Annotated in this window: 26 protein-coding genes; 10 read left to right on the forward strand and 16 right to left on the reverse strand. The window is 64.3% G+C overall.

Annotated elements, in window-relative coordinates; translation table 11 throughout:
• Positions 1 to 34: 34 nt before the first annotated feature.
• The 4 genes from AC13C7_RS17420 to AC13C7_RS17435 form a co-directional block, all read right to left on the reverse strand.
• Positions 35 to 217 (reverse strand): ribbon-helix-helix domain-containing protein, encoded by a 183-nt coding sequence (locus AC13C7_RS17420; protein ID WP_482868216.1) that lies wholly within the window; start codon positions 215 to 217, stop codon positions 35 to 37.
• A 140-nt stretch (positions 218 to 357) separates the two neighbouring features.
• On the reverse strand, positions 358 to 1914 hold the full coding sequence (locus tag AC13C7_RS17425; protein WP_482868217.1) for a relaxase family protein: 1557 nt from the start codon (positions 1912 to 1914) through the stop codon (positions 358 to 360).
• Complete coding sequence (locus tag AC13C7_RS17430) at positions 1908 to 2237, reverse strand: plasmid mobilization protein (protein WP_482868218.1); 330 nt, start codon at positions 2235 to 2237, stop codon at positions 1908 to 1910. Before AC13C7_RS17430 ends, AC13C7_RS17425 begins: the two co-directional genes overlap by 7 nt.
• A 118-nt stretch (positions 2238 to 2355) precedes the next feature.
• Positions 2356 to 3156, reverse strand: coding sequence for a helix-turn-helix domain-containing protein (locus AC13C7_RS17435; RefSeq protein WP_482868219.1), 801 nt, complete (start codon positions 3154 to 3156; stop codon positions 2356 to 2358).
• 644 nt (positions 3157 to 3800) lie between these two features.
• On the opposite strand from AC13C7_RS17435, the gene AC13C7_RS17440 reads away from it, so the two are divergent.
• Positions 3801 to 4424 carry a hypothetical protein gene (locus tag AC13C7_RS17440; RefSeq protein WP_482868220.1) on the forward strand — a complete coding sequence of 208 codons (624 nt, stop codon included), beginning with the start codon at positions 3801 to 3803 and terminating at the stop codon, positions 4422 to 4424.
• Between the two features lie 252 nt (positions 4425 to 4676).
• Here the strand turns inward: AC13C7_RS17440 and AC13C7_RS17445 are convergent, their stop codons facing one another.
• The gene (locus tag AC13C7_RS17445) at positions 4677 to 5672 is read right to left on the reverse strand and encodes a LacI family DNA-binding transcriptional regulator (RefSeq protein WP_172318186.1); all 996 of its coding nucleotides are present in this window, start codon (positions 5670 to 5672) and stop codon (positions 4677 to 4679) included.
• 142 nt (positions 5673 to 5814) lie between these two features.
• Here AC13C7_RS17445 and AC13C7_RS17450 point away from each other — a divergent pair, with 142 nt between their 5' ends.
• The 5 genes from AC13C7_RS17450 to AC13C7_RS17470 all read left to right on the forward strand — a co-directional run bounded on the left by AC13C7_RS17450 (position 5815) and on the right by AC13C7_RS17470 (position 11239).
• Entirely contained in the window at positions 5815 to 6879 is a 1065-nt protein-coding gene (locus AC13C7_RS17450; RefSeq protein ID WP_214647413.1) for a carbohydrate ABC transporter permease, read from the forward strand.
• The gene (locus AC13C7_RS17455; protein WP_172318184.1) at positions 6879 to 7712 is read left to right on the forward strand and encodes a carbohydrate ABC transporter permease; all 834 of its coding nucleotides are present in this window, start codon (positions 6879 to 6881) and stop codon (positions 7710 to 7712) included. Before AC13C7_RS17450 ends, AC13C7_RS17455 begins: the two co-directional genes overlap by 1 nt.
• A 23-nt stretch (positions 7713 to 7735) precedes the next feature.
• Complete coding sequence (locus AC13C7_RS17460; RefSeq protein WP_482868221.1) at positions 7736 to 9010, forward strand: extracellular solute-binding protein; 1275 nt, start codon at positions 7736 to 7738, stop codon at positions 9008 to 9010.
• Between the two features lie 67 nt (positions 9011 to 9077).
• Positions 9078 to 10181 (forward strand): glycoside hydrolase 5 family protein, encoded by a 1104-nt coding sequence (locus AC13C7_RS17465; protein ID WP_446121785.1) that lies wholly within the window; start codon positions 9078 to 9080, stop codon positions 10179 to 10181.
• Complete coding sequence (locus tag AC13C7_RS17470) at positions 10181 to 11239, forward strand: ABC transporter ATP-binding protein (protein ID WP_482868222.1); 1059 nt, start codon at positions 10181 to 10183, stop codon at positions 11237 to 11239. The genes AC13C7_RS17465 and AC13C7_RS17470 overlap by 1 nt, the downstream gene beginning before the upstream one ends.
• Before the next feature lie 133 nt (positions 11240 to 11372).
• Here AC13C7_RS17470 and AC13C7_RS17475 read toward each other — a convergent pair whose 3' ends face one another.
• The 4 genes from AC13C7_RS17475 to AC13C7_RS17490 all read right to left on the reverse strand — a co-directional run bounded on the left by AC13C7_RS17475 (position 11373) and on the right by AC13C7_RS17490 (position 16880).
• Positions 11373 to 12338, reverse strand: coding sequence for an ABC transporter ATP-binding protein (locus AC13C7_RS17475; RefSeq protein ID WP_482868223.1), 966 nt, complete (start codon positions 12336 to 12338; stop codon positions 11373 to 11375).
• A complete protein-coding gene (locus AC13C7_RS17480; protein ID WP_482868224.1) occupies positions 12335 to 14212 on the reverse strand; it encodes a dipeptide/oligopeptide/nickel ABC transporter permease/ATP-binding protein in 1878 nt (625 codons plus the stop codon). The genes AC13C7_RS17475 and AC13C7_RS17480 overlap by 4 nt, the downstream gene beginning before the upstream one ends.
• On the reverse strand, positions 14209 to 15156 hold the full coding sequence (locus AC13C7_RS17485; RefSeq protein ID WP_172318172.1) for an ABC transporter permease: 948 nt from the start codon (positions 15154 to 15156) through the stop codon (positions 14209 to 14211). Before AC13C7_RS17485 ends, AC13C7_RS17480 begins: the two co-directional genes overlap by 4 nt.
• A 146-nt stretch (positions 15157 to 15302) precedes the next feature.
• On the reverse strand, positions 15303 to 16880 hold the full coding sequence (locus AC13C7_RS17490; protein ID WP_474887268.1) for an ABC transporter substrate-binding protein: 1578 nt from the start codon (positions 16878 to 16880) through the stop codon (positions 15303 to 15305).
• Positions 16881 to 17004: 124 nt separating this feature from the next.
• On the opposite strand from AC13C7_RS17490, the gene AC13C7_RS17495 reads away from it, so the two are divergent.
• On the forward strand, positions 17005 to 17721 hold the full coding sequence (locus AC13C7_RS17495) for a DUF1028 domain-containing protein (RefSeq protein WP_172318168.1): 717 nt from the start codon (positions 17005 to 17007) through the stop codon (positions 17719 to 17721).
• 9 nt (positions 17722 to 17730) lie between these two features.
• Here the strand turns inward: AC13C7_RS17495 and AC13C7_RS17500 are convergent, their stop codons facing one another.
• Complete coding sequence (locus AC13C7_RS17500; RefSeq protein WP_172318166.1) at positions 17731 to 18522, reverse strand: FadR/GntR family transcriptional regulator; 792 nt, start codon at positions 18520 to 18522, stop codon at positions 17731 to 17733.
• Positions 18523 to 18737: 215 nt separating this feature from the next.
• Here AC13C7_RS17500 and AC13C7_RS17505 point away from each other — a divergent pair, with 215 nt between their 5' ends.
• From AC13C7_RS17505 to AC13C7_RS17515, 3 genes are all read left to right on the forward strand, one after another.
• Complete coding sequence (locus AC13C7_RS17505; protein ID WP_482868225.1) at positions 18738 to 20036, forward strand: NAD(P)/FAD-dependent oxidoreductase; 1299 nt, start codon at positions 18738 to 18740, stop codon at positions 20034 to 20036.
• A 23-nt stretch (positions 20037 to 20059) separates the two neighbouring features.
• Positions 20060 to 20851, forward strand: a complete 792-nt coding sequence (locus tag AC13C7_RS17510; RefSeq protein ID WP_482868226.1) for a bifunctional methylenetetrahydrofolate dehydrogenase/methenyltetrahydrofolate cyclohydrolase — start codon at positions 20060 to 20062, stop codon at positions 20849 to 20851.
• Between the two features lie 72 nt (positions 20852 to 20923).
• Positions 20924 to 21547: a nuclear transport factor 2 family protein gene (locus AC13C7_RS17515; protein WP_482868227.1), complete on the forward strand. Its 624-nt coding sequence runs from the start codon at positions 20924 to 20926 to the stop codon at positions 21545 to 21547.
• A gap of 19 nt (positions 21548 to 21566) precedes the next feature.
• Here the strand turns inward: AC13C7_RS17515 and AC13C7_RS17520 are convergent, their stop codons facing one another.
• Genes AC13C7_RS17520 through AC13C7_RS17545 form a run of 6 tightly spaced genes read right to left on the reverse strand, consistent with a single transcriptional unit; the run spans position 21567 to position 26260 of the window.
• A complete protein-coding gene (locus AC13C7_RS17520) occupies positions 21567 to 21956 on the reverse strand; it encodes a RidA family protein (RefSeq protein ID WP_482868228.1) in 390 nt (129 codons plus the stop codon).
• 3 nt (positions 21957 to 21959) lie between these two features.
• Positions 21960 to 22817, reverse strand: a complete 858-nt coding sequence (locus AC13C7_RS17525; RefSeq protein ID WP_482868229.1) for a bifunctional 5,10-methylenetetrahydrofolate dehydrogenase/5,10-methenyltetrahydrofolate cyclohydrolase — start codon at positions 22815 to 22817, stop codon at positions 21960 to 21962.
• A 6-nt stretch (positions 22818 to 22823) separates the two neighbouring features.
• The gene (locus AC13C7_RS17530) at positions 22824 to 23972 is read right to left on the reverse strand and encodes a hypothetical protein (protein ID WP_172318158.1); all 1149 of its coding nucleotides are present in this window, start codon (positions 23970 to 23972) and stop codon (positions 22824 to 22826) included.
• A gap of 37 nt (positions 23973 to 24009) precedes the next feature.
• Positions 24010 to 24849: an ABC transporter permease gene (locus tag AC13C7_RS17535; RefSeq protein WP_482868230.1), complete on the reverse strand. Its 840-nt coding sequence runs from the start codon at positions 24847 to 24849 to the stop codon at positions 24010 to 24012.
• The gene (locus AC13C7_RS17540; RefSeq protein ID WP_482868231.1) at positions 24849 to 25679 is read right to left on the reverse strand and encodes an ABC transporter ATP-binding protein; all 831 of its coding nucleotides are present in this window, start codon (positions 25677 to 25679) and stop codon (positions 24849 to 24851) included. The genes AC13C7_RS17535 and AC13C7_RS17540 overlap by 1 nt, the downstream gene beginning before the upstream one ends.
• Positions 25679 to 26260, reverse strand: coding sequence for an NAD(P)H-dependent oxidoreductase (locus AC13C7_RS17545; protein WP_172318154.1), 582 nt, complete (start codon positions 26258 to 26260; stop codon positions 25679 to 25681). The genes AC13C7_RS17540 and AC13C7_RS17545 overlap by 1 nt, the downstream gene beginning before the upstream one ends.
• Positions 26261 to 26263: the final 3 nt, after the last annotated feature.

A 26263-nucleotide genomic window follows, 5' to 3' on the forward strand; every position in this document is an offset into this window, starting at 1 on the left:
GTTGAGTTTCTTGGTGGTCAATAGTTCGCCGCATTTAGTTGCTTTCCAATCGAGTGTGCGACCTACTGATCAGGTTGGTCTGACTTTCGCTTTCCAAATAGTTCGAAATAGCTGCGCGAATCACCCATGCCAGAGATACGCGGTTCTGCTCGGCTATGATCTCAAGTTCAGCAATATCGCTCTCATCCAACATCGCGGTAATGCGGCGCTTTCCCATCGCTAGAGCTCTCCCTTGCAGGTGTCGGACATGACATGAGGTTCTTCAAATTGCATCACTTTGAACACCAGCGCTACAACATTTTGTATTAATTTTCCGTAAAATTCGCTAGATGGTGTCCAACTTGCTACATCTCTCACTCAATGCGTCAGCCCTCGGTCCATCTCCCGATCCCGCACCTCTAGCTCTGTCTCAACCTCTCTTCGGCGTGCCTCGCTAAGGTCAAACTCTCGTTCAACTTCGCGTCCAGCGCGTTGTAGGTGGCCTCTTCGCTCAGCAAGCCACGCAACGCCTGCATTGACGCGATCTGTGAGCGTATGAGCAACGTCGCGCAGCCTGCGATACCATCCAACTGGGCTTGCAGCCTCTTCGTCGAGCGCGCTTCCAAGCCGCTCAATTCCTGCGCTGAGGTTTCGCAGGCCGTCACCAACCGCTCGACGCAGGCGAGCAAGTCGCGCTCCAAGGCTGTCAGGGGTGCGGTCATCTATCTCTCCTCGATCTTGATGCAAATGACCGGCGTCCCGGCCAGCGTGCAGGTCTTCAGCTCGGTCCGGTTCGGGTCCAGCGTCAGCCAGGTCTGTTCCCTCTGGTCGATCCGCGTCAGGCCCAGTTCCGTCAGCTCCGAGCGCGTCAGCAGGGCCGTCCAGAACCAGCTCGCGGCCATCATCGAGGCGATCCCCGTCACGATCAGCCCCGAGATGACCCAAGGCGAGATCGTCAGCCAGCGTCTGATCTGCTCGGTCCGCGTCTCGAACAAGCTCCTGTTCTCGTTCAGGAAGCGGCGCGTATCGTTCTCGATGGTACGCCGCGCGTCGTTCGCAATGGCCGTCAAATCGGTCCTGAAGCTCTCCAGCTGGGATGCCATCGAGGCGGCGTAGTCTTGGCGTATCGTGTCGAGTTCCGCGTTCAACTTCTCGCTCAGCCGGGTCGGCTTGCCAGTCTTCATGGAAAATCTCTCCTTTCAGGCGCCAGCGTTCGCCGGTCTCGGGGTCCTGGGCTGTGAGGTAGGCCTTGCCGACGCGGGGCAGGTCGAAACCCGCATCGGCTAGGGCATCGAGCATGCTGGCGCGGTCTGTGATCAGGCCGACGCTGACCTGATCGAGGATCCACGCATGCAGCTCGTCGCGGCCCTGGGCCAGGGTCGGGGCTTCGATGGTGTCGCGCACCTCCTGGGCGCGCTCCAGCTCCATCGGGTCGGCCCAGCCATGGCGCTGGTTCATGAGGTCGCGCAGGCTGTCATAGGCGTCCTGGTAGCCCGGCGGCGCGATGTTCAGGCTGCGCCCGGTGGTCAGCTCAAGACGCGGGGTGCAGAAGTGCAGCTCAACACGGTCCTCGTGGCTGTGACGGACCCAGAGCATGTCATATTGCTCGCCGTCGAGTCCTGAGAAGGCCAGCTGCTCGAAAGCGTCCATCACCTCGGCCTGCTGCGCCTCACTGGGCGCGTCCTCGACGGCGAAGCTGATCACGCCCGCGCGGTAGGTCCATTGGTGGCGGCTCGCGTCGATCAGCGCCTCGGTGCGGGCTGGATCGCCGCGCAGCACCTCGGGCAAGGGATCGCGCGTCACCATCAAGGGCTGGCCATCGGCATCGCGGATCAGGTCGCGGTTGCCGTCATAGGCCAACACGCGCTCGGCCACGAGGTAACCGACGGGTCCCGCGCCCGCGCCTTTGCCGTTGCGGAAGAACTTGATCAGCACCGCCGCGCCTCATCGAGGAGCTGGGCGAGCTGGCGTTCGATCACCAGAAGGCGGCGCGCCACGGTCAGGCTGTCGAGGTCGGTGCGACCCACCAGCATCGCGCGGTTCAGCCAGCGCGCGATCTGGTTGAGGTTTCCGCCGATACGCCCGACCGCCAGCACCAGCGCCGGATCAACGCGCGGCACGGGCTTGCGGCGGCGGGCTTCGGTGAGGCCAAGCGCCTCGCGCAGGAGCGTGGCGGCGGGCAAGCCTGCGGCCTCGGCCTTGGCGCGCAGCTCGGCCTTCTCTGCCGCCGTGCAACGGAAGACGAAGGTCTCCGTCAACGGCTCCTTTGCGCGGGCTCTGCCCGCGCCGGTGGGGTTCGAAGGGGAGGCTTGCCGCCCCTCGCAAGGTCCCGTGTCGGAAGCGCCAGCGTATGACATGGGTCGCCTTGCTGTTTCCTCAGACCGCATGGCGGTTCTCCTCCACAGTCGAGGCAACATCCTGCGGAAGACGTGATGCGTGCCGCATCTGACGCGGTGCAAGGGACGCGATGCGGGGTGCAGAATGCGCGGCGCATTCGCCATTTTGCGCCTGACGAATGACATCCCGCAGAAGGCGCAACTGCCCTTGCCATTCTGCGCTGTCCACCGGGGCCGGTGTACGCGCCGGAAGCCAGAAGCCCAGGTGATGCTCGTGCGGTGACAGGGGCAGGCTGCGCTCCAGCGTGGTCATGCCTTCCCGGGCCAGCCGCGCATCCCAGTCCCGGACAAAGCAGATGCCCCTCGGGACAAACACCAGGTCCGGGCGCGTCCCGCCGGATTGCCCTTCATCGGGCAAATCCGGCGCGGATGCGCGCCCCTGTTCTTTTCTAAGTTCTTGTTCTCTGTTCGGGGGGCGATCCTGTCCCCCTTTCTTGGACACATCTGTCCCGCTTTGCGGACAGGATTGTCCCCCTTTGGCGCGGCTAAGGGGGACAACCTTGTCCCCCTCCCGGCGGCGCTCGGTGGCCCGTTTCAAGGCCGCTTCGGTCGGGCGGTAGCGCGAGGATTTCCCCTTGTTGGTCCCGCGCTCCACGGTCATGTAGCCTGCCGCCTCGACCTTGTTCAGCGCCCGTTTAACCGACTTGGCGTGCTTGCCAATGGCCGCGCCTATGGTCTCGAAAGACGGGCGGCTTTCGCCGGTCTCGTGGTCGGCATGGGCCAGCGTCAGGTAGAGGGCGACTCGCAGGGCGTTGTCGTCCAGCGCGTGGTCGGTGACCATCTCCAGCAGGTATTGCAGCTTGATCTTGCAGAAGGGCAGAGGCTCAGACATCGGCCCCTCCCGCGATTGCGATCACACCAGCGACCTGATATCCATTTCGAGCAAACTTTTCGATTTGGCCGTTGACGTGGGTGCCAGCCCAGTCAGCGGCCTTTCGGTTTCTGAGGCCCCTGAAAGGGTTCGCCAGAGGCCCAAAAATGCCAATCAAATCAAGGGTCGGGATTTTCCGGTTCGCCAGCGCAAACCGTTGATTTCCCATACCCCGCGCAGTCCTGCACGGCTCACCACTGTTTTCAAAGACTTGAGAGACGTTTCGCCAACGCCTGGGCTCTGTCCAGGCTCATTGCCGGGATAGGGTCGCGGGCCGATGTCGTCATGGCTGCTCGTGCGTCGTCGGCAACTTGGAAAGTCCGGCTTCCGGACATGGCGGGCGAGCAGCCCGAAATAGAACAGAATTCAGACGTTGAGGAATTCCAGACTTGTCTGGGGCTTTGTCTTGGATAGGCTTCGGACAGTGTGTATTTTTTGCCAGGGTGGAACATTCCAGGTTGAACGGTTTTGGTCCAGTGCAAATCGGACAGGTCTCAGCCCCGCCATGCTGCTCTCCTGTCGCAAGATCAGGCGATAAGTCATGCATCCGCTCCTTGATCGCCTCTCTTTCCCGGGTACTTGCCGTGATGGCCTTGTCTTTGGGCTCTCCCGCATTTGGGCAGGGCGCAGGTGTGGAAGCCGCCAGCGCGTTTGTGCTTCCCAGAGACGTTGTGGAACAACGTGACGCCAACCCCTTTCGGTTTGCGGGTGAGGTTGTGATCCCCTCGGCCCGTAGCTGGCCGCGGTATGACGAAGCGCTGGAGAGGCATCCAACCACCGAATCCTGTCTTGCCGAAGATGCGCGTGGTGGCTCATCGCTGAATCTTCTGGCTTATGACTGGATGGGCATCAATGGGCGCTACGCACACGACGTCTGCCTGTTTCGTGTTTGGACGGCGCTTGGGTCGCCTGACGTGATCGCGTCCTGGATGTCTGAGTTTAACTTCACTGTTCGGGAGGGTGAATACCCGCCGGAAAGTGCTGGCGTGGAGCGGTTTGGAAGGATCGTTTCCGGGTACTGGAGTTGGGAGGAAACGACCGCTCGGTCGTCGCTTGGGGGGCGAGGGATTCAAAGGCTCTTGGACAACGTTTTCTTTGAGCCGACCATTGTTCTGACAGCGACGTTCCTGCCCGGCGGAGGTTTGGACTATGCCGCGGTGTCCTATATTCGGGAGTGATAGAGATGTCTCAGCTGGTCCTGGCTGGCAGTCAAGATCACGGGGGACCATCTCGGTGTGTTGGCGGCAGATCGGCCCGGTATCGAGCGGCTCAAGCCAGAAGACCAGGAGACGTCCAGCATTCCCCATGAAAGCGGCAAAGTCCGCCGCTTCGTTCTGGCCCAGCCCCTTTTGGGCCATTGTACCGGCCCTTCTTCTGCCAATGTATCCTCCGATTTCGTCGGCGGTGTTTGAAGCCGTCTCTCATATAACTCAATTCGAAGGGTCTGACCTCCTGTGCGAGGCGCGCATGACAAGCGGGCATTCGATACGCTCGTCAATGGGCTCGTCACCCTCCGACAAGAGCCGTTCGACGCACCATTGGCCCATTTCCCTATGGGGAAGCAGGACGGTTGAGAGGGGTGGCGCGAGGTGCTGCGCGATTTCCTGATCGTCGTAGCCCATGACCGCGATCGTCTGCCCGACGATCTCGCCGATCTCCTTCAGGGCCTCATAGCAGCCGACCGCTGCCAGATCGTTTGCACAGAAGATCGCATCGGGACGCGCATCCGCCGACATGAGTTTCAGGGTCGCCTCACGCCCGCCGCTCGGCATGAAGTTCCCGGCGACGATCAGCGATGGGTCGACGGGGATGCGCGCCGCCCGCAAGGCGCGTTCATATCCCTCCAGACGCTGGTCGGAGGCCTCCATCCACGTCTCGCCGGAGATGAAGGCGATGCGCCTGTGGCCTTCCTCGATCAAGGCAGCGGTAGCCACCTCGCCTCCGCGGCGCTCGGCCGGAACGATGGAGGAAAATCGTCCAAGGGAATCGTAACAGTTCAGAAGCACGGCGCGATGGCGGGCCAGCGCATCGGGCGGATGCGCTTCACGCGTCAGGATCGAGCCGTAGATCACACCGTAAGCGTTGTCCTGTGCCCATTTCTTGAGGATCTCGGATTCGTATTGCGGGTCGCCGCCTGTCATGACGACCTCGACCATGATGTTGTTCTTCCAGGCCTCTTCCTGAACGCCCTCGATGGAGATGGCGGCAAAGGGGCTTGTCGCGATCTCGTCGATCATCAGGCCGATGATGCCGGGGCCGACGGTCTTGGGAGGGCGGCCCGCCCCGCGTGGACGGTAGCCGAGATGGTTGACCGCCTCCATCACGCGTTTGCGTGTATCGCGGCTGATCCGCATATCCTCGAGCCCGTTCAGAACGAATGACACCGTGGATTGCGAGACACCGGCCAGCGTTGCCACATCTTTCATCGTGACACGTGATTTCTTGTTGCTTTCCATGCGGTCCCGAAACTTGTTGCGTTCTGCTAATAAATATTGCTAATAATTATAGCACAAGTAGAATCGGCATCTGATCAGGGAGGTGAAGATGCGCGACCGCTCCAGATCACGTATGTCTCAGACACAGGCCGCAGCGATCCTGCTGGCCCCGTTCCTGATCACCTATACCCTGTTCCTCATCTACCCGTTCTTTCGGGGGGTCTGGATCAGCCTGCATGACTGGAACCTGCTGGCCGTCGCCTTCAACCCGGATGCGACGGAGTTCGTCGGCTTCCGCAATTACGAGCGCGTCATGTGGGGCCGGAACATCGAATGGGGCCTTTTCGCCGCGCCGTTCTGGCAGATCACCGGCCTGATCGGCCTTGCGCTTTCCGTCATCCTTCGCCGGGTGGACCGTCTGAGCCGCTTCAACGCCATCGCCCTCGGGCTGGCGTCGCTGCTCCTGGTTTTCCTCCCCGGTTTTCATCCCGGCGAAGGAGGCCGCTGGTATGACCGGCGGTTCTGGCCGACGGTCGGCAATACGCTGGTTTTTGTCGGGCTGGCCGTGCCTGGGGTCACGATCTCGGCCCTGGTTCTGGCCGCCGCGATGAACCGGGAAACGCGGGCCATGGGCGCTCTGCGAACCCTGTTCTTTCTCAGTCAGGTTCTCTCGGTCACGGTGGTCACCTTGATCTGGCAGATCATGTTTTCCCCGCGTCAGGGCCTGATTGCGAACATCACGGAGACCTTTGGCGGCACCCCGATCAACTGGCTGACAGATCAGCAATTCGCCATGGCGGCCATTGTCATCGCGACGATCTGGTGGTCGCTCGGCATCGCCATGATCCTGTTTCTGGCCGGGCTGCAGGACATCTCGCAGGACATCTACGAGGCGGCGGCCCTTGATAATGCGCGCGGTGTCAGGGCCTTCTGGTATGTCACCCTGCCGAACCTCAAGCGCACCATTACCCTGGTGGTGATCCTCCAGATCATCCTGCATTTCCAGGTCTTCGGCCAATCGCATCTGATGACGCAGGGCGGTCCGAACGACACCACGCAGGTGCTGGTCCGCTACATCTACCAGACCGGGTTCCGTGACAGCGAGTTGGGACGGGCCAGCGCGATGGCGGTCTTTCTCTTCGTCATCATGGGTACGTTCTCGGTGATCCAGTTCATTGTCGGCCGGGAGAAGTCGTGATGAACCGCAGCTATTACTGGCTTGTCCTCGGCCTTTCGATTCCCGCCTTCCTCTGGCTCGTCCCGACCATCTGGATGGTATCGCTGTCGTTTCAGCCGAACGAGGTTCTGGCGCGCTCGACCTCGACCACGGCCTTCGGCCTGATCCCGCTGCCGTTCACGGCGGATAATTACGCCGCGCTCTTTGCCTTCGGTCAGACGCCCTGGTGGTTCCTCAATTCGCTGATTGTGGCGCTCGGCATGACCTTTGGCGTGCTGGCCGTCTCGACGACCGCCGGATATGTTCTGGCGCGGATGGAGTTTCCGTTCAAGCGCACGATCACGGTAATCTGTCTGATCGGCTTGATGGTACCCGAGCAGGCCGTCTTCATCCCGCTCTACACGATGTTTGCCGACCTGGGCTGGCACAACAGCTATCGGGCGCTGATCCTGCCGCGCATGGCGGTGCCGATCGGCGTCTTCCTGATGTTGCAGTTCTTCCGGGCGATCCCCAAGGACATCGAGGAGGCGGCGCGTCTGGACGGTGTCGGCTGGCTCAAGATCTTCTGGTACGTGATGCTGCCGCTCGCGCGCCCCGCGATGATGACGCTGGCGATCCTGACGTTTCTCTATGCCTGGAACGATTACCTCTGGCCGCTCGTCTCGGCGCAGCAGCAGGAATACTTCACCATCACCCTGGGCCTTGCGTCCATTCAATCGAACTTCGCGCAATCGGAAGGGTTGGGCCGTGTCATGGCCTCGGGCGTCATCGCCTCGCTTCCGGTCGTCATTCTGTTCCTGATCTTCCAGCGCTACGTGGTCCAAGCCATGACCGTCGGCGGATCGAAGGGCTAACACCAAACTTAGGGAGGACTAACATGAAACACGTGCTATTCACCGCGATTGCGGCGGCGACAATGGCCACCGGCGCGTCCGCGCAGGAAATATCCCTCGCGCGCTTCTTCGGAGCCTGCGAAGACGCCGGAACCGACACCACCGTCACCACCGGCGAGGCCTGCATCATCCAGTCGATCATCAATGCCGCCGATGCCGAGCTGGACGGTATCACGATCACCACATTGCCGACCGACTGGGGCAATTACTACGACCAGCTCAAGGCGGCCTATGCCGGTGGCACCCCGCCCGATATCCACGTCATGCATCGCCATCGGGTGCCGGAATTCGCGGGGCTCGGCGCGCTGCGCGAGATCTCGGGCGACCTGGAGGCCGCGGGCATCGACCCCGCAGACTGGTCCCCCGCCGCACTGGACGCGGTCAGCTATGAGGGCGGCATCTACGGTGTCCCGATGGATGTCCATGCCAATCTCTGGCACGTCAACATGGAGATCATGGAGGCCGCCGGCCTTGTCGAAGACGGCCGGCCGATCCTGCCGACCTCGCCCGAGGAGCTGCTGGAACACGCGCAGATGGTCCGAGAGGCGACCGGGCAAGACTATCTCGCCGCCGATTTTGCCCAGTTCCCGCTTGGCGTCCGGCTGGTGCTGGCGCTGATCTGGCAGCAGGGCTCGAACGTGTTCGACGAGGACGGCACCGCCACCATCGACACCGAGGAGGCGCGCAATGCAATCGCCGCGGTCACGCAACTGTTCGATGCCGGTCTGGCGAACCCGCAGCTCAACTATGCCGACAGCCAGCAGGCTTTCCTCAACGGCGAGGCGGCAATTCTGGTCAACGGCACCTGGGTCGTCGATCTCTACACGGCCGAGGCGGAACAGGAGGGAACCGGCCTGAACAGCTATTACGTTGCCGATTTCCCGACCATCTTCGAGACCGGCGCAACCTGGGCCGACAGTCACATATGGGCCATTCCCGCCTCGCTGGAGGGCGAGGAATACCAGGCCGCCTTGCGGGTTCTCGCCTTCATCAACGATCACAATATCGACTGGGCCCGTACCGGCCACATAGCCATTCGCGAGTCGGTGATCACCAGTGACGCCTATGCGTCCCTGCCGCATCGGTCCGAATATACCGGCACCGCCGAGCTGGCACAGGACATGCCGTCATCCGACCGTTACGGCGCGATCCAGGACGTCCTGAACCGCGAGCTGCAAGCGATCTGGCTGACCGGCAAGCCGGTGGCAGACGCCCTGGCCGATGCCGAGATCGACGTGCAGGACCTTCTGGACCGCTAACCCGCCTTGCCGCCCTGCCGACATCCGGTGGGGCGGCCTTCTTCACGCGCATATCGGGTGTCATGACATGGATCGCTGGACGGAAGCAGACGCAAGGGACTGGTGGCAGGCGCGGCCCTGGGTCTGCGGGTTCAATTTCCTGCCCTCCACCGCCGTCAACTTCATCGAGATGTGGCACCCCGATACCTTCGACCTTCCCACGATCGAGCGCGAACTGACCTGGGCGGCCGAGATCGGGTTCACCGCGGTGCGGTTCAACCTTCACTATCTCGGTTGGGTGCATGACCGCGATGGAACTATCGACCGGCTGGATCGGGTGATGGGCGTGGCGCATGGGCTTGGCCTCGACACGGTCCCGTGCCTCTTCGACGATTGCGGCTTCGGCGGCGATGAGCCGGTCTGGGGCCCGCAGCCCGATCCGGTGCGGGGCATCCATAACAGCCGCGCGGTTGCCTCGCCGGGGCGCGCGATCGTTCTTGATGCGCGCCAGCGGCCCCGGCTCGAAGCCTATCTGCGTGACATCATCCGAACCTTCCGAGACGATCGGCGCATCCTGTTCTGGGATCTCTACAACGAACCGGGCAACCGGATGAATTTCTCTGACACCGGCTATGCGCATTACGCGTCCGAGCTGGAGACCGGGGCCCTGTCCCTGATGGAAAGCTGCTTTGAATGGGCGCGGGCGGAAAGCCCGGTCCAGCCGCTCTCGGTTGCGGCCTGGACGACCCCCCTGCCGGGCGATGACAGCCACCCATACCAGACCGAGATCGACCGCAGCGCATTGCTGCATTCCGATATCATCACCTTTCATGCCTATTGGAGCCGCGGACGCGTGGCGCAGTTCATCGACTATCTGGAAGTCCTGGACCGTCCCATCCTGTGTACGGAATGGATGGCCCGCGCCGTCGACAGCCGGATCACCGATCAACTCCAACTGTTTCACGACCGCGGCGTCGGGTGCTTTCAATGGGGCCTTGTGAAGGGTCGCACGCAAACATGGCTGCCCTGGCCCGATGCGCTGGTGCGGGCGCATGGCGGAACGCCGGATCGGAGCATCTGGTTTCACGATCTGCTGCACGAGGATGGCAGCCCCTATGACCGGCATGAGGTCGACACAATCCGCAACCTGACCCGACCCGGTCATCCGGCGACAAGGAGGGCGACGAGATAATGTCAGGCGTAAGGATGGAGGAAGTGGTCAAACGCTACGGGGATGTTCAGGTCATCCACGGCATCGACCTCGAAATCGCGGATGGTGAGTTTTGCGTGTTCGTCGGCCCCTCGGGCTGTGGCAAATCCACCCTGTTGCGGATGGTCGCCGGACTTGAGGACACGACCGAAGGGGCGATGCATATCGGCGGCCGCGAGGTGACCCGGCTGGACCCGGCCGAGCGTGGCGTGGCCATGGTATTCCAGACCTACGCGCTCTACCCGCATATGACGGTGCGGGAGAATATGGCGTTCGGCCTGCGCATGAACGGCCACCCGAAATCCGAGATCGCCGAGAAGGTCGCCGAAGCCACCCGTATCCTGAAACTGGAAGACTACCTGGACCGCAAGCCCGCCGCATTGTCGGGTGGCCAACGGCAGCGGGTCTCGATCGGGCGCGCCATCGTGCGGGGGCCGGAGGTGTTTCTGTTCGACGAGCCATTGTCCAATCTCGACGCAGAACTGCGCGTCGAGATGCGGGTCGAGATCGCCCGCCTGCACAAGGATATCGGCGCAACGATGATCTACGTCACCCACGATCAGGTCGAGGCGATGACGCTGGCCGACAAGATCGTGGTCCTGCGGGCAGGGCGGATCGAACAGGTCGGTGCCCCTCTCGATCTCTACCGCGATCCTGACAACCGGTTCGTGGCGGGGTTCATCGGATCCCCGGCAATGAATTTCGTCACCGGCGTGGTGCAAGATGGCGCTGTGGACGTCCCCGCCCTCGGTGGCAGGGTTTTGCCGCAGGTTGAGCTTCCCGCAGACGGCACCGAAGTCATCATCGGCCTGCGCCCGGAGCACGCGAAGATCGACCCGAACGGGACCACCCTGACGGTCGAGATCACCGAGGCGCTCGGCGGGATCAGCTATGCCTATCTGACGTCGTCGGCCGGCGAAAAACTGATCATCGAGGAACGCGGCGAGATCTCCTCGGCACTTGGCGATACAGTGTCGCTCACCTTCGAGCCGCATCACCTGTATGTCTTTGACAAGGACAGTGAAACACGCATTCGTTGAAGGGACCAGGTTGAAGTGGTCCCATCTCTTCGGACAGATCTGCTGCGCCTCTCGTTGGTCCAAGCCCCGACCAAGGCGCCTTGAACGGAACCCCTCAACCCAACTGCAGTCCGCAGACCGTCGGAGTGCGGGATTATTCCTGGTTCGGGCCGAAGGGGTGGAAGCATGCGACCGAGTGACCGGGATTGCCGCTCAACTTCGGAACCTCTGCCCGGCAGAGGTCGGTCGCGCGGGGGCAGCGGGCTGCGAAGGCGCAGCCTTCGGGCGGGTTGAGCGGATCCGGCAATTCCGTCTCTCGGCCCTCCGGCGCCGTCAGGGCGCGACCGACGACCGGGGCGCTGTCGGCGAGCAGCCGTGTATAGGGATGACGCGGCGCCCGGAATACATCCTCCGCCCGTCCAAGCTCGACCACCGACCCGAAATACAGCACGGCGATGCGGTCGGAGACGGCCTCGACCACGGCAAGGTCATGGGAAATGAACAGATAGGTCAGGCCAAGCCGTGCCTTCAGATCGGCCAGCAGGTTGAGCACCTGCGCCTGCACCGAGACATCCAGGGCCGAGACCGGTTCATCCAGGATCAGGATGCGCGCCTCGGCGGCCAGGGCGCGGGCGATCCCGATGCGCTGCGCCTGACCGCCGGAAAACTCATGCGGGTAACGGTCCAGGAACTCGTGCCGCAGCGAGACCAGATCGAAGATCTCGGCAATCCGTGCGGCCCGCTGTCCCTTGTCCATGCCATGCAGCAGCTTGAGGGGCGCCTCCATGATCTGCCGGATGGTCTTGCGCGGGTTAAGTGAACTGATCGGGTCCTGAAAGACGTATTGGATGCGTTTGCCGAATTCCGCCGGATCGGCCTTGTCCAGCGCCGACCCCTCGATTTCAATTCTGCCCGTGCTCGGCTCCAGCAGCCCCACAAGCATCCGGGCCAATGTGGATTTCCCGCAGCCGGATTCGCCCACGATGCCCAGGGTTTCGCCCGTGGCGACATCAAGGGTCAGGGGGTGCACCGCGCGCACGCCGGGGCGTTCTGGCCCAAAGAGCGTGCGGCCAAGGGGGAAGGTCTTGGACAGCGCCTCAAGACGCAGGGCCGGGGTCATTGCGCCGCCTCCCTCTGATCGACGGGATAGAGGCAGCGCACGGCGCGGGCGTTATCGGCGTCAAAGGCAATGTCGCCCTGCGTGCAGTCGGGCCGCGCACGGTCGCAGCGGGGAGCGAAGGCGCACCCTTCGGGCAGGCGATCCACGGCAGGCGGCAGGCCGGGGATGGCCTCCAGCCTGCGCCGTCCGCCGCCAAGTTCCGGCACGCAGGCCATCAGCCGCGCGGTGTAGGGGTGGCGCGGCGCATCGAGGATCGCGCGTGTCGGTCCCTGCTCGACGATGCGGCCGGCATACATCACGGCTACCCGGTCGCAAAGCTGACCCACGACACCGAAATCATGGGTGATGAAGATGATCGCCAGCCCGCGCTCACGCCGCAGATCGTCCAGCAGCGACAGGATCTGCGCCTGCACGGTCACGTCAAGCGCGGTGGTGGGTTCATCCGCGATGATCACCTCGGGATCGTTGGCCAGGGCCATGGCGATGCCCACGCGCTGGCGCATCCCGCCCGACATCTCGTGCGGGTAGTCGTTCACGCGGGCCGGGGCGTTGGGGATGCGGACCGCTTCCAGCAATTCGATGGCTTTCCTGCGCCCCCCCTCGCGGCTGATGGGGCGGTGGCTCGAAATCGCTTCGATCAACTGGTCTCCGACGCGGTAGAGCGGGTGCAGCGTGGCCTGGGGATCCTGGAAGATATAGGCGACCTTGCGCCCGCGCAGACTGCGCAGCGTGGCATAGGGCGCGCCGACCAGATCCTCGCCGTCAAGCCAGACCGAGCCGTTGGTGATCAGACCCGGCGGCGAGGCCACTAGCCCCATGACCGAGAGGGCGGTCACCGATTTTCCCGATCCGCTTTCGCCGATGATGCCAAGGCATTCACCGGGCTTGACGGCCAGGGATACGCCGCCGACGGCCCGGTAGACCCGATCCTTGACGTGGAACTGCGTTTGCAATTCGCTCAGCGCCAGGATGCCCTCCTGTGTCTGCGGGGCGGGCGTGCGATCCCGCGCGACCAGCGTGGCGGGCAGCGGGCGGTTCAGCGCGCCGGATTTCAACCTCGGGTCCAGGGCGTCCCGCACCCCGTCGCCCAGAAGGTTGATCGCCATCACGATGACCAGGATCATCATGCCCGGCACGATCGAAGTATGCGGGTTGGTGATCAGGGCCGAGCGCGCCTCGCCGAGCATCGAGCCTAGATCGGCCACGGGCGGTTGCGAGCCGAGCCCCAGGAAGCTCAGGCCCGCCGTTTCCAGGATCATCCAGCCGATGGTGGTGGACATGGCGACGACAATGACCGGGATCACGTTGGGCAGGATCTCGGTCAGGATGATACGCGCATCCGACATGCCCGAAAGACGGGCCGCATCGACAAATTCCTTATGCGCGATACTGACGGTGATGCCGCGAATGTTGCGGGCGAAGAAGGGGATGTTGACGGCGGCCACGGCGATCAGGGCATTGACCAGGCCGGGACCAAGCGCCGCAACGATGGCCAGCGCCAGCAGGATGTAGGGAAACGCCATCAGCATGTCGACGCCGCGCATGATGATGTTGTCGGTGCGGCCGCCATAGTAGCCCGCGATGATGCCGATGGCCGCGCCAAGCGTGGCGGCGACCAGGGCGGCGGCAAAACCCACGGCAAGCGACAGGCGGGTGCCCCACATCAGCCGTGACAGCAGATCCCGGCCAAGATGATCGGTGCCGAGAGGCGCGCCCTCGGAAAAGGGCCTGACAAAGCGGTTCGAGGTGTCGGTGATGTTGGGTTCCGCCAGCGGCAGGAACGGGGTCAGAAGTGCCAGCAGGATCACGACCGCCATCACGATCAGACCGCCGAGGGCCAGCCTGTTGCGGGCAATGAGCGCGAGAAAGCTCATGTCTTGATCCTCGGGTCGAGGAGGGATTGCGCGACATCCACGACGATATTGAAGAAGACGTAGCAGGCCGCGACGATGACCACGCCCCCCTGGACCAGCAAAAGGTCGCGCCGCAGGATCGCGTCGACCAGCATCCGGCCAATGCCGGGCCATTGAAAGACGACCTCGATATAGACCGCGCCCGAGAGGACGAAGCCCGCCTGAATACCAAGGACGGGGATGATCGAGACCATCGCGGCGCGCAGCGCGTGACGCCAGACCACGCCGCGTTCCGAGACACCCTTGGCGCGCGCCGTGCGGATGAAATCTTGGCGCAGCACCTCCAGCATGGCAGAGCGGGCCAGCCGCGCGATGACCCCGGTCGCCACCACCGAAAGGGCGAAGGCGGGCATCGCGAGATGGTCAAGCAGCGCCCAGATGTCGCGGGTGCCGTAGATCGGCCACATCCCCGAGGCCGGGAACCAGCGCAGGTTCACCGCGAAGATCAGGATCATCATCATGCCCAGGAAAAACGAGGGGATCGAAATGCCAAGCAGGACGACGAAGGTGATGGCCTTGTCCGCGAAACCATATTGGTTGGCCGCCGAAACCGTCCCCGCGATGATGCCCAGAATCGAGCAGATCACAAAGCTGGTGCCGGCCAGGACAAGCGTCGCGTTGAAGCGTTCCAGCACCTCGTCCAGCACCGGACGGTTGAGCGCGAAGCTGCGCCCGAAATCGCCCTGCAACATGTTGCCAAGCCAGATAAAGTATTGCTGTATCAAGGGCTTGTCGAGACCCAGATCCTCGTTCAGCGCGGCCACGTTATCGGGTGTGGCGAAGCTGCCGAGGATGGCCAGGGCCGGGTCGCCGGGGATCAGGGCCATGATCGCGAACACGATCACCGAAATGCCCAGAAGCACCGGAATGGCCGAGAGCAAGCGGCGGAGGATGTAACGGCCCATGGCGGGTTTCTCCGGCGGTCAGGGGCGGAAAACAAGGGGGGTGCCCCCAATGCACCGGGCGTACACCCCCCGTACACCCCCCGTGCAGACAAATCGCGCCGCGGCGCGGGGACAGGAAGATCCCCCGCCGCGGCGCCGACGCCAGGTTAGTTCTTCACCACGTCCTGCAGCAACAGGAAGAAGGACGGCTCAAGCGAGAAGCCCTCGACCGCATCCGAGGTCACGGCGTTCTGCACCCAGTTGGCCACGAAGACCCAGGGCGCGTCCTCCTGCACGATCACCTGCATCTCGCGGTAAAGCTCGGCGCGGCGGTCCTGATCGGTGGCGCTGCGGGCCTCTTCCAGCAGCGCGTCGACCTCGGGGTTGGAATAGTAGCCCGAGTTGAAGCCGCCCTCTTCAGGCCAGGCACCGGTGCGCAGCGCGAGATAGGGCAGCGTGTCGGGATCGTTGGTCATCCACGCCATTTCGGCCATGTCTGCCTCGCCCTCAAGACCGGGGTTCACGCGGCCCAGGAAGGTGTTCCATTCGTAGGTTTCGATCGTGACGTCAAAGCCCACGGCCTCCAGGTCGGCCTGGATGGCGGTGCCCATGGCGACAGGGTCGAGCATGCCGGAGCCGCCTTCGGTGACGTAGAAGGTCACTTCGGGGTTCTCCATGCCCGCCTCGGCCAGCAATTCGCGGGCGCGGTCGGGGTCGTAGGGATAGGGCTCAAGCTCCTCGTTATAGGCCCAGGCGAAGGCGGGCGGTGTCGGGCCGGCGGCCACGGCGGCGGTGCCTTCCAGCACCTCCTCGACCAGGGCGGTCTTGTTCACCGCGTAATTCGCCGCCTGGCGCACCAGCTGGCTGGTGAACGGGCCTTCGCGCATGTTGAGGATCAGGAACCAGACATGCGGTCCGGCCTGTTCGACAATTGTGAACTCGTCGCCCTGAAACTCGGACAGCGCCACCGGGGGCACCTCGACCATCATGTCGATGCCACCCGAGAGCATTTCGGCCACGCGGGTGTTCGCGTCGGTGATCGGGCGGAACACCACGGCCTGAAGCGCGGGCGCGCCATCCCAGTAATCGGGGTTGGCCTCGATCACGACAGCCTCGTTGGAGCGCCATTCCGCGAAGGTGAACGCGCCGGTGCCGGAAGGGTTGCGGCCGAACTCGGACCCGTGCTCCATCACCGCCGCAGGCGAGACGATCAGGCCGGTGGGATAGGCGAGGTTCGACAGGAACGGCGCGTAGGGTTCGCTCAGCGTGAACCGGACGGTCATATCGTCCACGGCCTCGACCGTGTCGATGGACGAGAAGAAGAACGACAGCGGGAAGGGGCCGGTGTCGGAATAGGGGTGGTCCTCGTCAAGCATCCGCTCGAAATTGAACACCACGGCCTCCGCGTCGAAGGGGCTGCCATCGTGGAAGCTGACCCCGTCACGCAAGTTGAACGTATAGACGGTGCCGTCCTCGGAAATATCCCAAGATGTCGCCAGGGCCGGTTCGACCTCCAGCGTGCCAGAGGCATAGCGCACCAGCCCGTCATAGATATTCATCAGGATGCGGAAATCGTTGACGGCGGTCACGGCATGGGGGTCGAGCGCTTGCGGTTCGGCCACCTGGCCCACCACCAGAACGCCCGGCGGCGTTTGCGCCGCGACAGGGGTCAATGCGGCAAGCCCAAGCGCGATGGCCGCACCACCGGCCAGCACAAGGCGCCGCGTCAGGTTCAGAAGTCTCATGATATCTCACCTCTCCTATGGTCTTTCTCAGCGGTGCCCATCGTTACGCCGCATTTATAATGATAAATTGCATAACGCCAAATTATCATGATAAATGCAAGAGGGTTGAGCCGGAGGATGGCGAATGACGATCTCGGTCCTTGCGATTGATGAAAAAACAGGCTGGATCGGCGGGGCTGCCGCCACCGGAAGCTTGTGCGTGGGCGGCTGGGTTCTGCGCGGGCACGCTGATTCGGGCATGTCGGCAAGCCAGGGCACGGCCCCCTCGACCCTGTGGGGCGAAGACGTTCTGGCGCGGATGTCCGCCGGGGCGGCGGCAGCGGTCGATGCGGTCACATCGCCCGATACGGGCCGCGCGCATCGGCAGTTGGCGGCCCTCGATCCGCAGGGCGGCACGGCGGCGTTTACGGGCGCCGAAAGCGTCGTCTATGCCGGATCGGCCGAGGCACCGGGCGTCGTGGTCGCGGGCAACATGCTGACCGGGCCCGAAGTGATCACCGCAGCGCTTGCGGCCTGTCAGCAAGCTGACGGGCCGCTGCCCAAACGGTTGCTGGCGGCGCTGGACGCGGCGGCGGCGGCGGGCGGGGATGCCCGTGGGCTGGCCTCGGCGGCGCTGCTGGTCGTCGGGCGCGATTTCGCGCCCCTGTCGCTGCGGATCGACCACTCGATGCAGCCCCTCGCAGCCTTGGCCGATCTCTACCGGCTGAGCCAAAGCGACCCCTATCATGGCTGGACAGAAGTGGTGCCGGTGCTGGACGATCCATATCGCGCGCCGTCCCCGGCGGATGTGCCCGACATGCCCCAGCCGATGGTCAAGGCGGCCCCCGGCGCAGGCCGGTAGCGGGCAACCTCATTCCTCGATAAAGCGGCGCAGCACCTGTGCCTCCTGCGCCTGCATCAGGTCCTCGGCGGTCTCCATATGCGCGCGCATGATGGCGCGGGCATCCTCGGCGTTTCCGTTCCGCAGCGCCGCAATCAGGTCGGTCTGGTAGGCCAGCCCCTTGTCGTAAAGCTCACGGTTGGGCGGATCGTAGAGACGGCGATAGACCGTAAGATCGGTCAGGATGCGGCCCATGAAGCTGACCACGAAGGCGAGCAGCGCATTCGAGGAGAAATTGGCCAGTTTGCGGTGAAAGGCAAGCGAGGCGACATGCTGGTCGCGTTCCTCTTCCGCGGATCGGGCGGGTTCGGGGTAGCGGGCGACGACCTCCTCCAGCTCGGCAAGTTGGTCGCCGGTCAGCCGACCGGCCAGCGAGGCCGCGAGTTCCGGCTCCAGCACGCGGCGAAGCTGGTAGATGTCGGCGACCGAGAGATCCTTGAAATAGAAGTAATTGGCAAGCAGCGCCTTGGCCCGATCCGCCGTCACCTCGCCCACGAAGGATCCGCCGCCCGGGCCGGTGCGGGTTTCGATCAGGCCCTGCGCTTCAAGGATGCGCATCGCCTCGCGGATGGTGCCCTTGGACATGCTGAACTGCGCCATCATCGCGGTTTCGCTTGGAAGGCGGTCGCCCTTCTTCATGTTGCGCTCAACGACCCAGTCCTTGATGGCGTCGGCCACGCGAACCGGGCGCGACCGGCGATTTCTCCGCTGGACGCCATTGGGTGGCCGGTCCGTATAGGGCAGAAAAGTCGGTTCGTTCATGGTCGATCTGGCCCATTGGCTGCTGCGGGTGTTCCCCGGTCAGTCTGCTGATGCGCGGTCCAACTTGCAACGGCAATGGGTGGCGACCTGTCTCGGCGCCGCCACTGCCGCTGTTGCCACAGGGGGCCGCGGGCGCTGACCATGGTGCCGCGCCGATCCAGTTCGGCCTCTTGCAGCGCATCAAGAAAGCTGATGGTAACACAAGATCAATTCGTTTGCCTGAACTTGCCGCAACCGGGATACTCGCCCCCGAAACGGGGGGGCGTCCATTGCATATCGGGGTGATCGGAACGGGGATCGTGGGCGTTGCCACGGCTGCCTGGCTGCAACGCGACGGGCAATCCGTGAGTTTCATCGACCCGAACGACGCGGGCTCGCAGACCTCCTTCGGCAATGCAGGTTCGATCTCGCCCAGTGCAGTGCTGCCGGTGGGGATGCCGGGGATGTGGAAACGGGTGCCGAAATGGCTGACCGATCCCGAGGGGCCGTTGGTCATCCGCACCCATTACCTGCCGCGCGTCCTGCCCTGGCTGATGCGCTTTCTGCGCCATATGTCCGAGGCCGAGGTGACAAGGATCGCGGGCGCGATGCGCGGGCTGCTGGCGCCCACCTTCGATTGCTACACGCCGCTTTTGCAGCGCGCGGGCGCGACGGGGCTGATGCGCAGGGATGGCTGTCTCTATGTCTACAGCTCGCGCGCGGCGGCGGAACGCTGGCGCTTCGGCACACAACTTCGCCGCGACCTCGGCGTCGAGATGCGCCCCGTCGAGGGGGAGGAATTGTTCGAGCTTGAACCCGCCCTGCGCGGCCGCTTCGGATTTGGCCAGTTCGCGCCGGAAAACGGCTCCACCATTGATCCGCAGGCACTGGTGCAGGCGATCTATGCGCAGGCGATCGAGGACGGGGCGGCGCATCTGCGCGCGCGGGCCACCGGGTTCGACCTCGCCGATGGCCAGGTGCGCCGGATCACCCTGGATCAGGGCGATCCGCTTGCGGTTGACGGGGTGGTCATCGCCGCCGGGGCATGGTCGGGGAAGCTGGCGCGCAAACTGGGCGCGCGCGTGCCGCTGGAAAGCCAGCGCGGCTATCACGTCACCATCCCCGATCCCGGCGTGACGCTGAACCGCAACGTGATGGCGGTGGAACAGAACATCATGGTCAACCCGATGCGGATGGGGCTGCGGCTGGCCGGAACGGTGGAGTTCGCGGGCCTCAACGCGGCCCCCAATCCGGGGAGGGCCGAGGCGCTGATCGCGGTTGGGCGCAAGGTGTTCGGCGCGTTGAAGACCGAAACCTACACCACATGGATGGGCCACCGCCCCTGCATGCCGGATTCCATGCCGGTGATTGACCGCGCGCCGCGTGCCGAGAACGCCTGGTTCGGCTTCGGTCACGGCCATGTCGGCATGTGCGGCGGCTCGACCACGGGGCGCGAGATTGCCCATATGGTCGCGGGCCGCGCGGCGCAGGTCGATCTGCACCCGTTCAGGGCAGACAGGTACGGTTGGGTCTGAGATAAGGGGCGGGGAGGGGGCACATGCAGACACGGATCTTTGAGGGCCATGACCTCGCCGCGTCCATTCTCGACGGACTCAACCCCCGGCCCGGTGATGGTCTTTGCGTGCTGGCCGATGCGACCGCGGCTGGCGCGGTGGCCTATGCCGACCGCATCCTGACCCTCGCCAGCCAGATCGGCCTTTCGGTCGAGATCACCGATTATCCCAGGTCCGCGCAGGCGGGGGCGACGCTCATCGCGGCCCATGACCGGCCTATCCTGCCGCTTCTGCCGACCCCCGCAGGCTTTGACATGCGCCGCTTTCTGGACAAGCTCGGGCCGCGACGCGATGTCGAGGGGCTGCACCCCGAGAACGCGGGCCGCCTTGCCCTCGGGCGGCCCGATATCACCCCGCCCACGGCGGAGGCCGCAACGCTGGTGGCCGCGCATCTGGCCGGATCGCTGCAAGGCGCGGTGGTGTCGGTGATCGGGGCCTCGGCTTCGGTCGGGCGGCCCCTGGCGCTGTCGCTTCTGGCGCAGGGCGCGACCGTGCGGGTGGCACAGGAGACGGTGAAGGACCTGCCCGCCGAGACCCGTGACGCCGATATTGTCTGCGCCGCCGCCGGGGTGCCGGGGCTGGTCAAGCGCGACCACCTGCGCAAGGGTGCCATCGCGATTGACATTGGCGTCACACGCGTCGGCGACCGGCTGATCGGCGATATCGACCCTGACGCCGCGCGGGGGCATGTCGCCTGGTTGACCGCCGTGCCGGACGGTGTCGGCCCCGTCACCGCCGCCTGCCTGCTGCGCAACGTGCTTCGGCTTGGCCGCTGACGCCGCCCCGCGTTTGTCGAATCGGCGAAAATCGACTAGTGTTTCGAAAATCGAAAACAGGGAGGGAAGACGATGATCAAGACCATAGTGGCGGCCAGTGCCGTCCTTGCCGCAACCGCAGGGCTGGCAAACGCGCAGGAGGAGGTGCGCCCGAACGTCTTCTTCGCCGGTGAGCTTGAGGAACCCGGCAGCGACCGCGCCCTGATGCAGGGCCTCATCCTCGACCTGATGACGGCCTGGGCCGATTGCAACGCCGAGGCGATGGAGGCGTCGGTGTCGCAGGACGTGTTCTTTGCCTACCCGACCACCAGTTACACCGGGCTTGAACCGATGCTGGCCGATCTCGATGCCTTCTGCGGCATGGCGACGGACGTGTCCTTCTACCTGCCCGCCGATGCCTTCTATATCGACACGGTCACGGGAAGGATCGCCGCCGAAGTGCAGTTCCGCGCCTTCCAGCGCGGCAATTACCAGGTCGTCAACGATGTCTGGATCGCCACCGTCGAGGGCGGCGAGATCACCATCATCAAGGAATATCTCGACGGTCGTGTGAAAGACCTCCAGGCGCTTGAGATCCTGGAGAGGGATGAAAGCCCCGAGATGCTGACGCCCTGGCCCGCCCGCACCGAGGAATGGGAGGCGTGCTTTCCCATCGTGCGCGCCGCGCCGATCAACACCTGTCCGCCGTCTGAATAGGCGGGCAAGTTGGCGGCGGTCACGGGGCCGCCGCCAGAACCTCAACCTCAACCAGGAACTCGGGCCGGGTGAAGCCCGAGACGATGACCAAGGTTGACGCGGGCAGCCGGGCGACACCCGCCAGCCATGCGTCCCGCGCGTCCATGTAGCCCTGCATGTGCTCCCGCGCGGTGACAAAGGCGTTGATCCGGATCGCATCAGCGGGGGTCATCCCGGCCTCGCCCAGGATCGCGGTGCAGGCGGCAAAGCACAGATCGGCCTGCGCGCGGGCGCCCTCGGGCACCGTCCCGTCACTGGCCAGCCCAAGCTGACCCGAGGTCGCAACCAGCCGGTGACCTGCGGGCACCTCGACCCCGTGGGCGTAGCGCGCGAAGGGCGGGGCGATGGTATCGGGCTGCAACATGCGCATGGGTCAGTGTCCTTTCCGGGCGGCGGCCTCGGTGGCGGCAACGAGGTTCAGCAGCAGATGCGCGCGTGTCATCGCCCCGAGCGAGCCGTGGCGCGGCGTCACGAACCCGGCCTTCGCGGCGACGTCATCGGCGATGTCCGAGACCATCTGACCGCCCACATGGCTGATGCCCACCCCCACCACGGCAGCGCCGGGGCGGATCATCTCGGCGGTGACGAAATCCGGGATACCGACTGCCGAGATCACCACATCGGCGGAGGCGACCGCAGACAGATCGCCCGAGCGCGAATGCAGCAGGCACACATCCGCGTCGATCCCCTTTCGCGACAGCAGCATCGCCAGCGGCCGGCCCACGATGGACCCGCGCCCGAGGATCACCACCTTGCGGCCCGCCAGCGGAACTTGCCTGGCCAGCAACAGGTCGAGAATCCCCGCAGGCGTGCAGGGCAGGATGCCGTCGCTGCCCCAGAGCAGCCGCCCCAGATTGACCGGGTGGAACCCGTCCACATCCTTGGCCGGATCGACGGCGGCGATGATCGCGTCACTGTCCAGGTGATCGGGCAGGGGCAACTGGACAAGAAGACCGTGGCGCGCAGGGTCGGTGTTGAGCCGCGCGATGAGGGCCAGCAGATCGGCCTGGATGGTCCCGGCGTCCAGCACCATGGCCTCGGACGCGATGCCCACCGCTTCGCAATCGGCGTGCTTGCGGGCCAGGTAAGCCTCGCTGGCCGGATGCGCGCCCACCAGAACGGTTGTCAGATGCGGCTGGACACCACGGCGGCGAAGCTCGGAAACCCTGGCCGCCACCTCGCGCAGGCGGGTGGCGGCCAGGTCTGCACTGTCAAGACTGACGGCGCACATATCGCGTCATTCAAGCCCGATGGTCGGGTCGATGAAGCGGTTCGTCACGACATCGCCCGGCTGCACATCCGGGTCGGCGCGCTCATCCAGGTTGGGCGACACGATCTCGTAGATCGCCTGCACCCGGTCCATGTCGAAATCGCCGATGGTGTCGTTGGGCCCGTTGCCGATGATCCCGGCCTCGCGCATGACGGCGGCGGCATTGGCGACCTCGTCCGCGGGCGTGTTCCACCAGCCGACGGCATAATCCCCCTCGTTGAAGGCGACGACGACCTCGTTCACCTCTTCGGGGTCGGTGATGTAATCGACGGCGGCCTGCTGCATGATCGGCACCAGCGCTTCGAGGCAGGGGGCAAGCTCCTCCATCCGGTCGCGGCTGACCGAGACCATGCCGGTATAGTTCGGATAGCCCAGGTCGTTGACCAGCACGTAATCCATCGGGCGGCCCCAGTTGTTGCCGTTCTCGAACTTGTAGACCTCGCTGGTGATGAAGCCCTGGTTCAGCCAGGTGCCGTTATTGACCACGAAGTTTTCCGCATCGCCACGATAGCCCTCGACGAAGACGCTTTCGGGCACGCCCGCCTCGACCAGGTAGCGCCCGAAGGTGCGGTTGATGGTCGAGACATAGATCATGCCCTGTTCGGATTCGGCGAAGGCGATCAGGTCCTCGACCGAACCGAACCCGTCCGGGTATGTGCCCGCGTCCCAGATCAGCGCCTGCGGGGCCAGTTCGAGCGGGGTGAACACACCCACGGCGGGGAAGCGCTCCGAGAAGATGAAGGCGTTGTCCAGCTCATGATAGGCCAGATGCGGCACCAGCCCCGCGCGGTTATTGCCCAGGAACAGCGCCGAATAGGCGGTTTCGCCATCGGCCAGGCCAATGCCGCCGCCCCCCTCAAGCACGACCAGTTCGATACCGGTAGAGCCGAGCGGCCCGCGATAGGCGCCCTGTTCCATCACCCCGCCCGAGCCGATCATTTGCAGGATCGGCCCGTGTTCGGCCTGCATCAGCCAGTCCTTCTGGATGATCAGCGGGTTGGGGCAGACCCCGCTCAGGTCGGTGGTGTAGTTCGCCTCGGCAAACTCTCCGGCTCCGGCAGCCGTGGCCGATACGGCCAGCGCGCCAAGAACGCTTGTCAGATGTTTCGCAGTCATGGTCGTTTCCTCTCTGTTGGCGTTGTTTTGATCAGGTTCATACACGTCCGTGCCATTCCCCGAACAGCACGTTTCCGACAAACTGGAAGAACAAATAGACAGAGATCGACAGGGCCGAGGAGGCGATCAGCGCCGCGTACATCTCCTCGTACTTGAACTCGATCTTCGAGTTGATGAGCATCTGGCCAAGCCCGCCCGCGCCGGCCAGGAAGAACAGCTCGGACACGATGGCCCCAATGACGGCCAGCCCCGCCGAGATGCGCAGACCGGCGAAGAGGGCAGGCGCGGCGGACGGAAAGCCCGCCTTCCACAGCGTCACCCACCAGCTTGCATTGGCGAGGCGGAAGAGGTCGATGACGCCCCGGTCGAGGCTTTTCAGGCCCAGAAGCAGCGTGGTGGGGATCGAAAAGAAGGTGAACAGCGCGACAATCAGAACCTTCGGCAGGAAGCCGAAGCCGAGCGCGGCCTGGATCAGCGGGATGATCGCCAGAATCGGGATGGATTGCAGCGCCACCAGATAGGGAAAGATCGCGCGTTCCATCACCGTCAGGCGGAACATGATGATGGCCAGGATGATGCCGATGGGGATCGAACAGGCCAGACCGGTGGCGGCTATCGACAGTGTCACCAGCGTGCGGGTGCCAAGCTCGGCCCAGACCTCGGGGCGGGAAAAGGCCATCTCCCACAGGCCCGAGGCGCTTGGCATCAGGAACAGGCGATGATCCGGCAGGCCCGAGCGGACCCAGGCGTAAAGACCAAGCAGTGCCAGCCCCAGCAGGATCGGCGGCAGCACGGTGTAGACAAAGCGCAGCGCGGGCGGCGGCGGGGCGACATTGGGAACGGGCTTGTGCGCGCGAAGGGCGGCGGCGTCGGACATCAATCCTCTCCTGTGTCATGCATGGTGGCCTGAAGCGACTCGGATACCAGCGCGCAGCCATCGGTAAAGGGCGCCTCAAATCGCATCGCGTGGGTGCGCGGGCTTGGCAGGTTCACCTCGAACTCGGCATGGATGCGGCCCGGTCGCGCACTCATCACCACGACGCGGTCGGACAGGTAGACCGCCTCGGGGATGGAATGGGTGATGAAAAAGCCGGTAAATCCCTTCTCGCGGTGCAGCGCCGACAGGTCTTCGATCAACCTCTCTCGGGTGATCTCATCGAGCGCGCCGAAAGGCTCGTCGAACAGGAACACCGTGGGGTTCAGCGTCAGCGACCGCGCCAATGACGCGCGCATCTTCATGCCGCCCGACAGGGCGCGCGGGAACCGATCCTCGAAACCTTTCAGCCCCACCGCCTCCATCTGCTCCAGCGCCTTGCGCCGCCGTTCGGACGCGCGCACGCCGCGCAGCTCCATCATCAGCTCGACATTCTGCAAGGTCTTGCGCCAGGGCAAGAGCGTCGCCTCCTGAAAGACAAAGGCCAGATGCTCGCGGTCGATGCGCACGGTGCCGCCGGTATGCTGCAACAGCCCCGAGGCGATGCGTGCCAGCGTGGATTTCCCGCAGCCCGACGGCCCGATGAACGAGACGAATTCCCCCTCGCGGATGGTCAGGGTGATGTCCTGCAACGCCTCGGTGCCGTCCGGGTAGGTCATCGACAGATTGTCGAACGCCACCGCCGTCGCGCGGTCGGCGCGCGTCGCGGGGTCATGCGCGATCTGGCGGACCCCGTATGCGGGCGCGGAACCGGTAGACGTCTGGTTCAACATCAGAACTTCCTCATGGATTTGCCGACCTTCTCGATGAACGCATCGACGTCTTGCCGGGGCAGGCGGTCGATATTGTAGAGCGCATGGTAGGACACCTTGACACGCGGATGACAGATGGCGCGCAGGAACCGGGTCGCGTTCTTGCGGGGCGGATCGCCCAGAACCGCGGCCCGCCAGCGCTTGGACCCGTAGGTCGTGACGGTCGCCAGTTTCCTGATATTGGTCAATCCCGGACCAAGCCGGTTTTTCTCGAACACGAAGGACACCTCGGGCAGGAAGACGCGGTCGATATACCCTTTCAGCATGGCGGGCCAACCGAAATTCCAGACCGGATGGCAGAAAACCAGCGCATCGGCGGCTTCCAGGCGCTCGACGTAAGGCTGCACCGGCGCGCGGTTGGTCGGAACATCATGGTAGAGGCTGCGCCCCTCGGCCGACAGCACCGGATCGAACCCGGCCTTGTAGAGGTCGAGATCGTCGACCTCGTGCCCCGCCTCGGTCAGGTTCTCGATGACGGTTTGATGCAGTGTCGCGGCCAGGCTGGTCTCAAGCGGATGGGCATAGATGACATGGACACGCATCGC

The organism is Alterinioella sp. B-7, from assembly GCF_056857775.1.